14 protein-coding genes are annotated in these 13,931 nt (G+C 43.6%); 10 read left to right on the plus strand and 4 right to left on the minus strand.

The genetic code is table 11. The annotated features are described in order from the left end of the window. The first annotated feature begins 5 nt into the window (after positions 1-5). The 5 genes from ABDD95_RS03860 to ABDD95_RS03880 all read left to right on the plus strand — a co-directional run bounded on the left by ABDD95_RS03860 (position 6) and on the right by ABDD95_RS03880 (position 4,338). Positions 6-410, plus strand: a complete 405-nt coding sequence (locus ABDD95_RS03860) for an STAS domain-containing protein (RefSeq protein ID WP_345950584.1) — start codon at positions 6-8, stop codon at positions 408-410. Further along, positions 388-804, plus strand: coding sequence for an anti-sigma regulatory factor (locus ABDD95_RS03865; protein WP_345950585.1), 417 nt, complete (start codon positions 388-390; stop codon positions 802-804). The genes ABDD95_RS03860 and ABDD95_RS03865 overlap by 23 nt, the downstream gene beginning before the upstream one ends. Beyond that, a complete protein-coding gene (locus ABDD95_RS03870; RefSeq protein WP_345950586.1) occupies positions 797-1,816 on the plus strand; it encodes a SpoIIE family protein phosphatase in 1,020 nt (339 codons plus the stop codon). The genes ABDD95_RS03865 and ABDD95_RS03870 overlap by 8 nt, the downstream gene beginning before the upstream one ends. A 3-nt stretch (positions 1,817-1,819) precedes the next feature. Further along, entirely contained in the window at positions 1,820-3,010 is a 1,191-nt protein-coding gene (locus ABDD95_RS03875) for a HAMP domain-containing sensor histidine kinase (RefSeq protein WP_345950587.1), read from the plus strand. A gap of 236 nt (positions 3,011-3,246) precedes the next feature. Beyond that, the gene (locus ABDD95_RS03880) at positions 3,247-4,338 is read left to right on the plus strand and encodes a GAF domain-containing protein (protein WP_345950588.1); all 1,092 of its coding nucleotides are present in this window, start codon (positions 3,247-3,249) and stop codon (positions 4,336-4,338) included. A gap of 29 nt (positions 4,339-4,367) precedes the next feature. Here ABDD95_RS03880 and ABDD95_RS03885 read toward each other — a convergent pair whose 3' ends face one another. Then, positions 4,368-5,570, minus strand: a complete 1,203-nt coding sequence (locus ABDD95_RS03885; protein WP_345950589.1) for a DUF763 domain-containing protein — start codon at positions 5,568-5,570, stop codon at positions 4,368-4,370. A gap of 205 nt (positions 5,571-5,775) precedes the next feature. On the opposite strand from ABDD95_RS03885, the gene ABDD95_RS03890 reads away from it, so the two are divergent. Together ABDD95_RS03890 and ABDD95_RS03895 are read left to right on the plus strand one after the other, a co-directional pair. Beyond that, the gene (locus tag ABDD95_RS03890) at positions 5,776-6,342 is read left to right on the plus strand and encodes a hypothetical protein (protein ID WP_345950590.1); all 567 of its coding nucleotides are present in this window, start codon (positions 5,776-5,778) and stop codon (positions 6,340-6,342) included. A gap of 17 nt (positions 6,343-6,359) precedes the next feature. Then, on the plus strand, positions 6,360-6,884 hold the full coding sequence (locus tag ABDD95_RS03895; protein WP_345950591.1) for a 2'-5' RNA ligase family protein: 525 nt from the start codon (positions 6,360-6,362) through the stop codon (positions 6,882-6,884). A 5-nt stretch (positions 6,885-6,889) separates the two neighbouring features. On the opposite strand, the gene ABDD95_RS03900 is transcribed toward ABDD95_RS03895, so the two are convergent. The 3 genes from ABDD95_RS03900 to ABDD95_RS03910 form a co-directional block, all read right to left on the minus strand. After that, a complete protein-coding gene (locus ABDD95_RS03900; RefSeq protein WP_345950592.1) occupies positions 6,890-8,668 on the minus strand; it encodes an amidohydrolase family protein in 1,779 nt (592 codons plus the stop codon). A 104-nt stretch (positions 8,669-8,772) separates the two neighbouring features. After that, complete coding sequence (locus ABDD95_RS03905) at positions 8,773-9,915, minus strand: NAD(P)/FAD-dependent oxidoreductase (RefSeq protein ID WP_345950593.1); 1,143 nt, start codon at positions 9,913-9,915, stop codon at positions 8,773-8,775. A 4-nt stretch (positions 9,916-9,919) separates the two neighbouring features. After that, positions 9,920-10,522, minus strand: coding sequence for a TetR/AcrR family transcriptional regulator (locus ABDD95_RS03910; RefSeq protein WP_345950594.1), 603 nt, complete (start codon positions 10,520-10,522; stop codon positions 9,920-9,922). A 283-nt stretch (positions 10,523-10,805) separates the two neighbouring features. Between ABDD95_RS03910 and pheT the strand changes: the two genes are divergently transcribed. The 3 genes from pheT to ABDD95_RS03925 all read left to right on the plus strand — a co-directional run bounded on the left by pheT (position 10,806) and on the right by ABDD95_RS03925 (position 13,910). Continuing rightward, on the plus strand, positions 10,806-13,208 hold the full coding sequence (gene pheT, locus ABDD95_RS03915; RefSeq protein ID WP_345950595.1) for a phenylalanine--tRNA ligase subunit beta: 2,403 nt from the start codon (positions 10,806-10,808) through the stop codon (positions 13,206-13,208). A gap of 94 nt (positions 13,209-13,302) precedes the next feature. Then, positions 13,303-13,593 carry a hypothetical protein gene (locus ABDD95_RS03920; protein ID WP_345950596.1) on the plus strand — a complete coding sequence of 97 codons (291 nt, stop codon included), beginning with the start codon at positions 13,303-13,305 and terminating at the stop codon, positions 13,591-13,593. Between the two features lie 23 nt (positions 13,594-13,616). Continuing rightward, on the plus strand, positions 13,617-13,910 hold the full coding sequence (locus ABDD95_RS03925) for a cell division protein ZapA (protein WP_345950597.1): 294 nt from the start codon (positions 13,617-13,619) through the stop codon (positions 13,908-13,910). Positions 13,911-13,931: the final 21 nt, after the last annotated feature.

Consider the following 13,931-nt stretch of genomic DNA (forward strand, 5'->3'; position numbering starts at 1 on the left):
AAAACATGGATCGTATTCCTATTTTAAAAATGGGTCACTTTTTACTGGTGACCATACAGGTGGATTTGTACGACAGGCTGGCTATGGACCTGGAGGCCGATTTGGTAAAAATGGTAAGCATCACTGGTGCTAAAGCTGTTTTGATCGATATTTCGGCCGTTAGCATTGTGGACTCGTTCATGGGCCGTATTATTGGCAACATTGCCAGTATGTCGAAGCTTTTAGACGCCGAAACAGTAGTAGTGGGTATGCAGCCTGCTGTAGCCATAACCCTGGTTGAACTGGGCCTGGAACTGCCGGGTGTGCATACCGCCCTGAATGTTGAAAAAGGCATGGCGCTATTAAGCAGCCTGATTATTATAGACGAAGAAACAGAAGAGGAAGAAGATGACGATACTGCCCTTAGCTAAAGATACCCTCAAGGTATATAAGGAGCAGGATGTTATTTTGTTCAGAAATCGTGTTAAAGAGCACGCAGTTAAAATAAAAATGGGATTGGTTAATCAAACCAAGCTCATTACCGCCGCAAGCGAGCTGGTGCGTAACATGCTCAGGTACGGCGGCGGCGGCGAAACGGTAGTTGAAGTAGTTACCCGTGGCCGCGATAACGGTATCAGGTTAACGTTTAAAGACCAGGGGCCGGGTATACCTGATATTGCCAAAGCGATGATGGACGGCTACTCAACCGGAAAAAGCCTGGGTTTGGGTTTGCCCGGTGCCAAAAGACTGGTTAATGAATTCAATATCAAAAGTGAGGCTGGAAAAGGTACTACAGTTACCATAATTAAGTGGGCTAATGGTTGATGCAACACATACCAGCTATCCGGCTGGCGACAGGAGTTACTTTTCGTTATTAAAAAAAGATATACACCACAAAGCGCAGCAGGCAGGTTTTAACGCGGGCAGGCTTGCCGAGCTTGATCTTGTACTGGCCGAGCTTACCTCAAACTTGCACAAGTATGCTAATGATGGCGAAATACTGGTTTCGGTAGGCCGGGATGCTCTTGGTGACTATATGGAAATTATAGCCATTGATAACGGCCCCGGGATGGTCGATCCGGCTAAAATGATGCAGGATGGTTATTCGACCGGAAGCAGTATGGGGCACGGTTTGGGCAGCATCAGCAGAATGTCTGATGTTTTTGACCTGTATTCTGTTAAAGGCTGGGGATCAATCATTTTAAGCCGCCTTTATCAAAGCCCGCCCGACGTAAAAAAATTGCCACTCCATAATTTAGAAATTAAAACGCTGGTGGTAGCTAAAACTGGCGAAACCGTAAGCGGCGATGGTACGTATTATAAAACGGAGGGCAATACCGTAAAAATGCTGGTTGCCGATGGTTTAGGGCACGGCGTAGAGGCTAATGTAGCAGTAAACGAGGCCGTAAAATGCTTTGAAACTTGCCCGCATGAGTTGCCGGTTGATATTTTACGATATTTGCACCAGGGTATCCGCAAAACGCGGGGCATGGTGGGCACCGTGGTAACTTTTGATGTTGAAGCCAAAAAGCTACAGATTGCAGGCATAGGCAATATTGCCGCCAAGCTTTTACATTTAGGGGGCGATGTGAAAAACCAAATCTCCTACAATGGTATTATAGGTCATAATATTCCGAATACCATGAACAACCAGCAATATAACTTTGCTGATTATAGTTATTTAATATTATGTTCAGATGGTATAAAATCGAGATTAGATCTGAACAAGTATCAGGGGATAGGCAGATATGATGCAGCGGTGCTGGCAGCGGCTATTTATAAAGATTTTTCAAGACGCACAGATGATACATCGGTGGTGATCGTTAAACTGAGATAAGATATGTTGGAAATTGTTAGTATTAATTTAGATAATGAACTGGATTTGCCCATTACGCATAAAAAAGCAGCGGCCATAACCAAGTATATCGGATTAACGCTTTCAACGCAAACAACTTTCGCTACCGCCGTTTCAGAAGCCTGCCGGGCAGTTTTGGAGAAAACGCTGAGCAGTGTGCTGTCTTTTCGGCTTAAACGCGAGGACGGCAGGTGGTTTCTATCTGCCCGCATTACAACTGATGGTCACTTTACCGAAAACAGCGAAGAACTAAAATATGCCAAACGTTTGATACCTGTGCTTGAGGTGTCCAAAAATCATGGCGCCACCATTATCCTGCTCAGATTAGGTATACCGCGTTCGGTAAAAGTAAGTGGCGACATGGCATCCCGCCTGGCCGAGCATATGCGCACCACTGTCGCCGAATCGCCATACGAGGAGGTTAAGCAGCGTAACCAGGAATTATTCAGCCTGGCCGAGCAAAAAGAAGAGCAGCTAAAATTGGCGGCCTTGCTTAACGAAAAAAAATCCGAGTTCCTCTCTATTGCTTCGCACGAGTTGCGCTCGCCGTTAACCATCATTAAGGCTTATGCACAAATGGGTAAAAGCTTTGAAAGCAAAGACCCCGCAAAAATGGCCATGTATCTTGATAAGATTAACCAGCAGGCTACCAAAGTAAATACCCTTATCCAGCAACTGCTGGATGTATCCAAGATTGAAAATAACAAGCTGGAGTACCAAATGGAAAGGGTAGATCTGAACACGTTTATTGCCGAAGTATTGGGTGATATACGAATTGCAAACCCCTCACATGTTATCGAAATAAAACCAATGGCTGGCAACGGTTTTGTGAGTATTGACAAGCTGCGGTTAGAACAGGCTTTGGTAAACCTAATTGGTAACGCAATCAAATACTCCGCAAAAGGTAAACTCATAACCGTTTCTGTAAACTTACAGCTGAACGACCAGGTAGTCATTAGCGTAAAAGATGAAGGTATTGGTCTTTCTGAAGAGAACCTTGCCCGTGTTTTCGAAAAGTTCTTCAGGGCAGAAGATATCTCTCAAAAAGTATCGGGCTTGGGGATGGGCTTGTACATCACTACTCACATCATCAAAGGGCATAGGGGCAACATCTGGGCCGAAAGTAAGGAAAACGAAGGTTCTACCTTTTCCTTCTCATTGCCTTTGGTTGCTTAGTTTGCCATAAAACATAATTGCTTTACAACTATAGTTTTGCTGTCATTTTATTCGTTTGCTTCGGCTAGTCAATAGCTTTTAGAGCGGCTGGTTGTAGGAGTGATTGGTTGATTAAATCATGTTAACCATCGCGATATTTTCGTCAAGTTAAGCTAACTTTTTGCTGCTACAACCAGTATAACACATCGGTATGTGTTTAAATTGCGTAGTTGGTTATTTTAAATATTACACTTTTTATGCCTCATAAAGAATACGGGCGGTTGCAGGCTGTTAGGCGTTTTCTCGAACTCGAAATCAGCAAAGAAAAAGAATTACAGGACATTGTAGAACTGGCTGCCAAAATTTGCGGCACGCCCACGGCCCTGCTTACCTTGATCGACAAGGACACACAGTTCATCAAGTTTAAGCACGCCTTTGCGTTTGATACCACACCCCGGGGCGATGCCTTTTGTAACCATGTTATTGAGCAATCAGAGGTTATGACAGTTCCGGATGCTTTGCTTGATCATCGTTTTCTTAATAACCCGTTGGTATTGGGCAATCCAAATATCCGCTTTTATGCAGGAGCACCCCTTACTACCAAAGACGGATACAACCTGGGCAGTTTATGCGTAATTGACCAGCAGCCCGGCACTTTAACAGAAATGCAGGAACTTATGTTGCAGGCGCTTTCAAAACAAGCCATCCAGTTAATGGAACTTGATAACAGTATGCAGTTACTTAAGCAACAATATCAGGAAGCGAAACGTACCGAGATTGAACTTAGATCTTTTTTTGAAAGCTCAATAGATTGTCATTTACTTTTAGGAAGAGAGTTTGAAATTTTGGCCTTTAATAAGGCTTGGGAAAGTTATACACAAGCAGCTTATGGATTGCCCTTAGAAAGGGGTAAATCTATGTCGGGCTTTCTTCATCCGGATAATCTGGTAACCTTTTACCAGGACTATAGCAAAGCGCTTAAGGGTACGGCCGTTTTTGTACAACGACGAGTTAAGAATGGCAATGATTACGACTGGCGCATAGCCAAATTTGAACCTGCATTTGATGCCGAAGGTGTGATTATAGGTGTAACCGTTAACTCAACTGATATAACCAAAAAAATTGAGCACGAAGAGACGGTGTTGGCACAAAACGAATCACTCAAACAAATTGCCTTTATACAATCGCACGAGTTACGCCGGCCGGTTGCATCTATTATGGGCTTAATGAATATATTAAAGATTGATGGCCATACTGAAAGTATTGAGGAACTGCAATTGATGCAGGAAGCCGTAGCCGAACTGGACGAAAAAATAAGATTAGTGGTCAATTATACCAACGTACAGTAAAATTCAAACGACCGCTAGTGGTTAGCTGCTTAAAATAATTTTAGCTGCTGCTGAACAGGGGGCTTGGCTTTGCCAAACACCGTGCGGCCGCCGTACCGCCAAGATTCATTTCTTTCCTTTTCAATCACTTTTTCAAAATCGGCATTGGGCGTAAACCCCTGTTCGGCTTGCCGGGCTATCTGGCTTAGCTTTTTTATGGCTTCGGCCTTATCACTATTGCCCAGCTTAGATTGCTGTATTGAGGTGTGTAGAACACCTAAGGTTTCGTCATACACTTTTACAGGTACCGGAAAAGGGTGACCATCCTTACCCCCATGTGCAAACGAGAACCGGGCAGGGTCAGTAAACCGCGATGGCGCGCCGTGAATCACCTCGCTTACTAAAGCCAATGATTGCAATGTACGCGGGCCTAAGCCTTGCAATAGTAGTAATTCCTCAAAATCGGCAGGTTGCTTTTCGTGCGCCAGCCATAACAATGCGCCGAGTCGTTTCAAATCCACATCCTTTGCCCTAACGTCATGGTGTGATGGCATAACCAGTTGACTGATCTCTTTCAGCATATGTTCGGGGCGCTCACTGGCCATGCTCATAATAGCGTTGCGCGAGCCTTGGGCGCGGGCATCGGCCATATTGAGGATACGGCCGGTATTAGGGCCGCATATGCCCGTATGCGGGTCACTTACAAATGATTGCAGATTTTCAGAATGCCAGTGATAGCGGCGGGCAACGCGTGTTTGGGTATTCATGCCCTGTTGTATCACTGTCCACTGCCCAGCGCTGTTCACAACAAAGTTATGGGTGTATAACTGAAAGCCATCCTGTACGGCGGTATTATCTACCTTGGCGCTCAACTTGCTGCAACGCACTAGGTAATTGCCATCAAGCCCTGTAGTTTCGCTCAGTTTCATTAACTCGTTAGGGGTTTGAGTTGAGTGCTTGCCCTTGCCGCCGCATATATAAATACCCAGTTCTTTAGCATGCGGATTAACAGCCCGCTTCAAAGCGCCCATAACCGATGTAGTAATACCCGATGAGTGCCAGTCCATTCCCATAACCGCACCGAGGCTCTGAAACCAGAATGGGTCGCTAAGTTTGGAGAGTACTGCAGTATTGCCATACTCCATCACCATGGTTTCAACCACTGCGAGGCCAAGCTTGGCCATACGTTCGGCCAGCCATGGTGGTACAAAGCCATAGTGTAAAGGTAAATCGGCCTTGCCCGAGCGTTTCATACTAACAAAGTTAGCTAATTGTAATGGGTTGTACTTGTTTTTTTACCATTGGTTTAATATTTAATGAAACAGGACAATGCAGATTCAAGAAAAGGTTACGAACTGAGAAGTGTGGAGTTTAGTCGAGCGTAAAGTAATTTATGTCGATGTATAAATCGTGGCACAGAAATAGCACATTATCAGTTAATCAATTAATTGAAGTAAAATGGGCTCACTAATATCCTCTCAGCTTAACCTGCAAAAAGTAAAAGACGGCTTTAAAGACGTTCTGGCCGACCTTTCTAAGGGTGGCTTTCAGAAAATTTATAGCCAAATAGATCAGCTTAGCATTAAAAAGGGTGTAGACCAATTAGGGCTTGACAAATTTATTAATCAATGCGCATTACTGGCAGCTGGATCGGGCGCTTTAACGGGTGCAGGTGGTATAGCTACCATGCTTATTGGTGTACCGTTAGATTTTATTAACCTCATTACACAACAATTCAGAGTAACGCTAGCGGTGTCTTATTATAAAACAGGTAGCTATCAATTAAACTTCAACGATTTCTTTAGAATTGTGGCGTCATCGCTTAAGGTAGATGCTGGTATGACCGTTAGCAAGAACGTAATGGAGGAGGTTGCTCAGAAACTGTTGCTTGTATTTGGAGGCAAGGCAGCACGCAGACTGGTGCCCGTAGTAGGCGCTGTTATAGGCGGCTCAGCTAATTATATGTTCATCAAACGCATGGCGGCTACCGTAAAAAAAACACAGTTAGCCGGCTTAAAGAGATAACATATACCGTTAAGGTTATGAAGTATTTTGCAGGCATAGTACCACCACTGCACATTTACCGCAAGCTCTTAGAAATACAACAGCAGTTTGGCGATAACCGGCTCGAACCGCATATAACCCTGCGACCGCCGGTTAGTCCATTAGATGCCGAAGCCTGGGTAAATATAGTAACTGAAACCGCCAGTAATTTTCAACCCTTTGACATCAAACTGCCATGTACGGGCTATTTTGGTAAACGAGTATTATTTGTGAGCGTAAACTCCACTCGCCTCAGCTTGTTACATGATCTGCTTATTCCAGCCCTTAAACATTTTGAGGCGCCTGAAGTAAACAAAGGTCCTGAAGGTCTTCACCCACATCTTACCCTGGGCAGAGCATGGTGCGGCTTTACGCCTGAAAATTTTATTCAAATGCAACAACTGGCTGATGCCTATTTATCTGCCAGTCCGGTGTCTTTCAAAGCAACCCACGTTCGCATTTATCACAAACCCGATCATCATGGCAGATACCAACCCTACAAGGATGTATCCCTTGGTAAATAAGCTGGCTATTTACTAACCGGCATCTCCATCAGCAAGGTTCCTTTAATTACGGTACTTACGCTCTTCAAGTCCTTTATATCATGCAAAGGATTCTTGTCTAAAATTAGTATATCAGCGCTTTTGCCGAAGTCAATGCTGCCGGTTTGGGCCAACAGCTTCATGAATTTTGCCGGCACAACGGTTGCCGTCTGTATAGCCTGTAAAGGCGTCAGGCCCGCATCTGTATACAACTGTAATTCGTCGGCAATGGTGCCTTCATTGTCTGTTCCGGCTACAATTGGTAGGCCGTAGTCATTAAAAAATTTTACCAGTCGTTTGTATGACGGCAGCTTGGGGTCGTTTGTGAGCGCATAAACGCTGAGTGTAGGGTCTAATACTACGCCACGCAACTTCATTTTATCTAGCAGGTCTTTGTTGTCCGCTATTGTAAAGGTGCTGTTCTTCCATTTTAAAGCATTCATAAAGTAATGAATATGACTAATGCTTTTCATGCCCGCTTCCACGCAACGTGTTGCGGTAGTGCCAACCGGAACATGCCCTACCACATCCATGTTATACCCGTGGGCCTCCTGTACAATTTTAGCTAAGTTGCCGGGCTTAATGGAGCTGTAAACTTTAATTTGATCAAACCCGGCATCATAGTACTGCTTAACGGCATCTTTTATTTCCTTATCGCCACTAGCCAGCATACTGCCTAATGTAGCAGCGCTGCGGCCGTCAATTAGCCCGGCGTTATGAACAGTTGGTGCACGTAGCATACTGCTGGTTGCGGCCGCTTTTAGCCGGGTTATAAAATCAAACTCATTGCCTAGATCGCGTACAGTTGTAACGCCAGACAGTAGTTCTCTCTTCAAATAATCAGGATGAAACAAGTGTGCATGCATATTCCATAGACCGGGAAGCAGAAACCTGCCTGAAGCATTTATGACCTTTATGTCTTTGGTGATGCGCGACGCATCCATTTTGCCTATGTAGGCTATCCTGCTGTCTTCTATGAGAACTAAGGTGTTGTACATAATGTGCCCATCGTTAAGCACATCAATTACATTGCCACCGGTTATGGCCATGCGCCTGTAGGTTTTGCCGAGCGTTTGGTTATGGACCGCATAAGCGTTAATAAGGTACTGGTTCGACTTTTGGTTGAAAGCTTTAAATAAAGATATATAGCTGTTGTCGATCACTTCACGCTTGTCACCCTCGGTATCGCAAGTTGCCAAAAAAACAGCATGCCCCTCATTGTCAGTCCACAGTATTTCGTTTACTGAATTAACTCCTTCTATAGCAATAACAATAAGCTCTTTATTTGGAATTAGTGCCTGCTCCGTACCCAGAACGTTCAGCTTAATGCCTGCTTTATTAAAGGCCGATTGTAAAAGAGGTGGTTTTGAAGCCTTTATCCAAGAGGCTACCAGCAGCTCTTTAAGTTTTATAGAGCCATTGTTGCTGATAGCGAAGCCGCCGGCTGATGACACCATCGTATCAATACTTTCGGTCTTAAAGCGCGATGTTTGTCCGGCTGATGAGTACTTTATTTGGCTAGTGCTGAGCGTTAACGAGGCACGTAATTTGAGTGGTGTGCCCCGGTCGTTGGTTTCAATAGTTATATCATACAACTGCTCGCCCGCCACCGACCGAGTAGTACACCGCTCTTCTCCAATCTTCCTTTCGAGTTTGTAAACCGAATACGTTGCTACATTTTGCCCATAGGCAGAAAAATAAACAGCCAGCAAGGCAAAGGTGAAGAGAGAACGGAGGAGTGTGTAAGTTTTTATAGCCAAAAGCATAATAAAATAGAGAGTTATAAAGAAAGCAAAAATGCGCCGGTGGTTCAAATCGCTTTCCTATATTATTGTAGCAGGGCTGTTATCCCTCAAACATTAGGCAATATCTAACCAACTACATTTTGCAAATAAGCAAGGGCTTTAGGGCTATGCAAGGCCTCGGTCGATTCCATTGTCATTTGTGCGGCTTCTGCAGCTCTAGCACGCATTTGCTTTTCATAAGTTGCAATGGCCGAGTGAAGGTTAGGGCAATCATTATCGGTAAGGTGCTGGCTCAATTCCAGTGCATCAAGCATAGCCATGTTTACACCTTCGCCGGCGTATGGCGGCATTAGGTGTGCAGCATCACCCAGCATGGTTAAGTTTGGTTGAGCCTCCCAAGTTTGATCTAAAGGCATACAATACTGCGGGCGGGGCACAAACGGAGCATCTGCGTTTTTGTACAGCTCCAGCCATATTGGGTCCCATCCCGCAAACTCTTGTTTAAACCAAGCCAGTACCTGTGCTTTATCTGCAAAGTTTATCCCGCATTCTTTGCTCCAGTCTTCGCTGGTTTTACAGCCGGTATAAAACACAAGGCTGCCATCGCCTTTCGAGCTTATAATTAACGATTTTTCATTACCCAGTGCAAAAATCTTACCGCCGTTCAATAGCTTATGTATTTTAGGGCTTGCTGTTTCACTGTTGTGCACAGCGCCTTCTAATACTGTAATGCCCGAATAAAAAGGCTTTATGGGTGTTATATAAGAACGAATTTTAGAGTTTGCCCCATCAGCAGCAATCACCATATGAGCAATAGCCGACTGACCGTTTTGGAAGTACAGTCTCCATAAATCACCCTGTGGCGTAAGTGATATCAATTTGCTGTCCCAAACAACTGTACCTGGTTGTAACGAGTCTAACAACAAATTTTGCAGCGGGCCACGATCAATTTCTGGTCTGAATGTTTCATCGCTTTCAAAAGTATGATCGTCTGAAATGATGTTTGCATTCTGGTCCATAATGCGCAACCGGTCTGCTCCGGGCCGGTAGTTGGCCATAAAGGCTTCTATCAGCCCTGCGTCACGTATAGCTTTCAAGCCTGATTCTTTATGTAGATCCAGCGTGGCACCTTGTGGTCTGGCGTTTCTGTCGGTATCTCTTTCATACACTACTACATTTGCACCCTTTATTTGTAAAAGCCGGGCCAGTGTGAGGCCTCCGGGGCCACCGCCCACGATAGCTATAGTTTTATTTTTGATATTGTTCATGTTGTTATTTTAATGCCAGTATTCCGGCTGTAACAGATTCGCAGCAGGCTACAATCAATTCTTCAGTAATTATTTGTTCAGGTCTTTCCCGGTAGTCAAAATACTCGCTTACCAGGTCAATAACAGGGGAGAAGAGCATGGCGCGGAGTACATCATACGGAAAAGCCTTAATTGTACCTTCCGCCACATGCCGTACCAAGAACTGATGGATGGGCGCAAAGAACTGTCCTTCGCGAATGTTAGCCTTTTGAAAAGCTTTATTAAGCAACGGAGATGATTTTCCGTATTGTATAAGCGCAAATTGTGGCCTGTTACTAGTCAAATACCTGAAGGTATTTAACCAGATTAATTTAAGACCTTCGTCAAAATTTAAATCTGGACTAAAATCTGTTAGTACCGCTCGTTCATAAGCACCTAAAACTTCCTCAATAAACAGTTTAATAAGTAAGTCTTCCTTGTTCTCGTATTTGATGTAGATGGTACGCGGCGAAATTCCAGCAGCTTTAGCCAGCCTTTGCATACTTAGGTTTTCCAGTCCTTCCTCTGCTATTATGTGCAATGCCATTGTGCGTATAGCCTGCTCTTTGTCTAAATTTTTTGGTCTCATGTTTATAGCAATCGCTTTAACGGTACAAATATAAGTAAATGTTTATTTACTTATATAAATGTTATTTGTTTTATGAACGTTACTGACAAAGCGATGTCATGAACAGCGTGCGTGATGTTGTCTGCAACTTTTGATTTTGGAAGGGTGTTTTGCCCGTTTCACTGCAACAGCCAACAATAGGCCTGTCAAGGCAGGATAAGGTTGTAAGATTTGGCAAGTCTGAAATTGAACATCCGGATACTGAAATCAAAAAAATCCTATCTTTGGCTGATTAGTCTATATAATGAAGATTTCGTACAACTGGCTTAAAGAGTTTATTAACACTGATAAGTCGCCTGAAGATATATCACAGATACTAACCGGTATAGGGCTGGAAGTGGAAAGCCTCGAAAAGGTGCAGGCCATTCCGGGCGGCCTGGAAGGTTTGGTAATTGGCTACGTAAAGGATGCTCAACAGCACCCGAATGCAGATCGCCTTCGCGTAACCAAGGTTGATGTTGGCGGTACTGAGGATTTGCAGATTGTTTGCGGCGCACCTAATGTTGCTGCTGGTCAAAAGGTGGTAGTAGCTGTAGTTGGCTCAACCGTGCATCCAACTGCGGGGGAGCCGTTTAAGATTAACAAATCTAAAATCAGAGGCGAGGTGTCCGAAGGGATGATCTGTGCCGAGGATGAGATAGGTTTGGGCGATGATCATGGTGGCATTATGGTACTTGATGCCGATGCTCCGGTAGGTTCAGCCGCCAAAGCATATTTTAAACTGAACGATGATTACCTTTTCGAGATTGGCCTTACCCCGAACCGGGCTGATGCTGCCTCGCATCTTGGTACTGCCCGCGATATTGCCGCCTTCCTGAAAATTGGCATTAACAAGCCCGATGTATCTGCCTTTAAAGTAGATAACCAGGATAGAACCATTCCGGTTACTATTGAGGCAGAGGCGGCTTGTCCGCGTTATGCCAGTGTAACTATAACCGGCGTTAAGGTGCAAGATTCGCCGCAGTGGTTAAAAGAACGTTTGGCCGTTATAGGAGTACGCAGTATTAACAATATTGTGGATGTAACCAACTATGTACTTCATGAACTGGGACAGCCCCTGCATGCTTTTGATGCTGATGCTATAGCCGGCAACCAGGTTTTAGTAAAAACATATGCAGAAGGTACCACCTTTGTTACGCTTGATGATGTTGAACGCAAGTTATCAGCTGATGATTTAATGATTGGGAATGCCGAAGAGCCTATGTGTATTGCAGGTGTATTCGGTGGCGCCGGCTCAGGTGTTAAAGAAAGTACGACTGCCATATTTTTAGAGAGTGCATACTTTAATCCGGTATCGGTACGTAAAACGTCTAAGCGCCATGGTTTAAAAACTGATGCTTCATTCCGCTTTGAGCGTGGTGTTGATCCTAACATTACAGTGTTTGCTTTAAAACGTGCCGCTTTACTAATACAGCGAGTAGCAGGCGGTGTGATTTCATCTGAGATTTCGGATATTTATCCAGCACCGGTTGAGCCATTTGCCGTTGAAGTGACTTATAAAAATATCGACAGGTTGATTGGAAAGGCTATTGGTCAGGATACAATTAAATCCATCATCCAGGCTTTAGATATTACTATGGTTAATGAAACAGCGGAAGGCTTGTCGCTGCAGGTGCCGCCGTACCGTGTTGATGTAACCCGCGATGTGGATGTGATAGAGGAGATACTGCGTATTTACGGTTATAATAACATCGAAATACCTACGCAGATTCGTGCATCATTAAACAACTCGCAAAGGCCAGAGAAAGATACTGTACAAAATGCCATCTCTGAATTGCTGACTGCCAATGGCTTTAACGAGATACTATCAAATTCTTTAACAAGCTCCTCTTATTCAGACAACCTGAATAATGCCGTTAAACTATTAAACCCGCTAAGCAGTGATTTGGATATTATGCGCCAAACGCTGTTGTATTCGGGTTTGGAAGCTGTTGCTTACAACCAAAATCGTCGTCAGGCCGATCTAAGGTTTTACGAGTTTGGCAAAACATACTTCTTTGAAGGCGGCAAGTATGTCGAAAACCAGCGTATGGCTGTTTTCATTACCGGCGCTATACAACATGAGCAATGGAATCAAAAAACTGGTACCGTTTCTTTCTATCACTTAAAAGCTATTGTAGATGGCTTGTTGGGCAGGCTTAATATTGCAGATTATACTGTTGAAGAAATACAAGACCAGGAGTTTGCTTACGGCCTTCAATATAATTTCCGTGGTGGCAAAACACTGGTTAAACTTGGGGCCGTGCTGCCTGCCGCATTGAAAAAGACCGGCGTTGAAAGAGATGTGTTTTATGCCGATTTCGATTTTGACGCCATATTAGCGCTGGTTAAAAAGAATAAGATCATCAATAAAGAAATATCTAAATTCCCTTCTGTTCGTCGGGACTTGTCCATGCTGGTAGATACTGCAGTTACTTTTGGTCAGTTGAAACAAATAGCTCAAAAGACAGAGCGTAAGTTACTGACCGAAGTTAGTGTTTTTGATGTTTATCAAGGTGATAAGCTTCCGGTTGGTAAAAAATCGTATGCATTGAGCTTTACCCTGCAAGATGAAGAGAAAACGCTTACTGATAAAACCATTGATGCCATTATGCAGAAATTGATTTACAATTTTGGGAAAGAAGTAGGGGCAGAGATTAGAAAATAGATATCAGTGTATAAGTTATTAAGTATCTTAGTCGCTTCAAGCGGCACATTTTAAATAATATAGTAGCTTAATAACTGAATAACTAAAACAAATAATGCCTTCAGTAACTGATCAGTTAAGTATAGTAGTTGAAAAAACAGAGCGCCTGATTGCGCTTTGTCAGGCTTTGCAGGAAGAAAATGACTTACTGAAGTTGGAAAATCAGTCGTTAGGTACGGCATTAAATGTAAGTCAGGATAAGAATAAAGACCTGGAGGAAAAGCTTCGTGTATTGAAACTGGCAAAATCATTTTCAGACACAAATGAAAAAAGCCTTGACATCAAGCAAAAAATTAACGAATTTGTGCGGGAAATTGATAAGTGTATCGTGTTGCTAAAAAAGTAACACTGTAAAGTGAACAAGCTCAAATGGGAGAGATCTCCATAAAAATAAACATTGCCGACCGTGTTTACCCTTTAAAGGTAGAGATGGAAGAAGAGGAATTAATACGCCGTGCAGCCAAGTTAATTAACGATCGCATAAAAGAATATCAGGATAATTATGCGGTTAAAGATAAACAGGATTTGCTTTCAATGAGTGTGTTACATTATGCAACTGCGGCATTGAAGGCAGAGCGCAAGGTAACGGTAGAAGATACGACGGTAGCTGAAAAGGCTTACCAATTGGATCATATGCTAACGGAATTCTTTAACAAGCAATAACGTTCTTTATAACGACATAGA

The sequence above is a fragment of the Mucilaginibacter sp. PAMB04274 genome (assembly GCF_039634385.2).
Lineage (GTDB): Bacteria > Bacteroidota > Bacteroidia > Sphingobacteriales > Sphingobacteriaceae > Mucilaginibacter.

What these genes read in the sequence shown, in the direction of transcription:
- ABDD95_RS03905 (WP_345950593.1), bottom strand. Translation starts at nt 9,915, where the DNA reads ATGAACAATATCAAAAATAAAACTATAGCTATCGTGGGCGGTGGCCCC.
- pheT (WP_345950595.1), top strand. Translation starts at nt 10,806, where the DNA reads ATGAAGATTTCGTACAACTGGCTTAAAGAGTTTATTAACACTGATAAG.
- ABDD95_RS03925 (WP_345950597.1), top strand. Translation starts at nt 13,617, where the DNA reads ATGGGAGAGATCTCCATAAAAATAAACATTGCCGACCGTGTTTACCCT.
- ABDD95_RS03900 (WP_345950592.1), bottom strand. Translation starts at nt 8,668, where the DNA reads ATGCTTTTGGCTATAAAAACTTACACACTCCTCCGTTCTCTCTTCACC.
- ABDD95_RS03910 (WP_345950594.1), bottom strand. Translation starts at nt 10,522, where the DNA reads ATGAGACCAAAAAATTTAGACAAAGAGCAGGCTATACGCACAATGGCA.
- ABDD95_RS03875 (WP_345950587.1), top strand. Translation starts at nt 1,820, where the DNA reads ATGTTGGAAATTGTTAGTATTAATTTAGATAATGAACTGGATTTGCCC.
- ABDD95_RS03860 (WP_345950584.1), top strand. Translation starts at nt 6, where the DNA reads ATGGATCGTATTCCTATTTTAAAAATGGGTCACTTTTTACTGGTGACC.
- ABDD95_RS03865 (WP_345950585.1), top strand. Translation starts at nt 388, where the DNA reads ATGACGATACTGCCCTTAGCTAAAGATACCCTCAAGGTATATAAGGAG.
- ABDD95_RS03920 (WP_345950596.1), top strand. Translation starts at nt 13,303, where the DNA reads ATGCCTTCAGTAACTGATCAGTTAAGTATAGTAGTTGAAAAAACAGAG.
- ABDD95_RS03895 (WP_345950591.1), top strand. Translation starts at nt 6,360, where the DNA reads ATGAAGTATTTTGCAGGCATAGTACCACCACTGCACATTTACCGCAAG.
- ABDD95_RS03885 (WP_345950589.1), bottom strand. Translation starts at nt 5,570, where the DNA reads ATGAAACGCTCGGGCAAGGCCGATTTACCTTTACACTATGGCTTTGTA.
- ABDD95_RS03870 (WP_345950586.1), top strand. Translation starts at nt 797, where the DNA reads ATGGTTGATGCAACACATACCAGCTATCCGGCTGGCGACAGGAGTTAC.
- ABDD95_RS03890 (WP_345950590.1), top strand. Translation starts at nt 5,776, where the DNA reads ATGGGCTCACTAATATCCTCTCAGCTTAACCTGCAAAAAGTAAAAGAC.
- ABDD95_RS03880 (WP_345950588.1), top strand. Translation starts at nt 3,247, where the DNA reads ATGCCTCATAAAGAATACGGGCGGTTGCAGGCTGTTAGGCGTTTTCTC.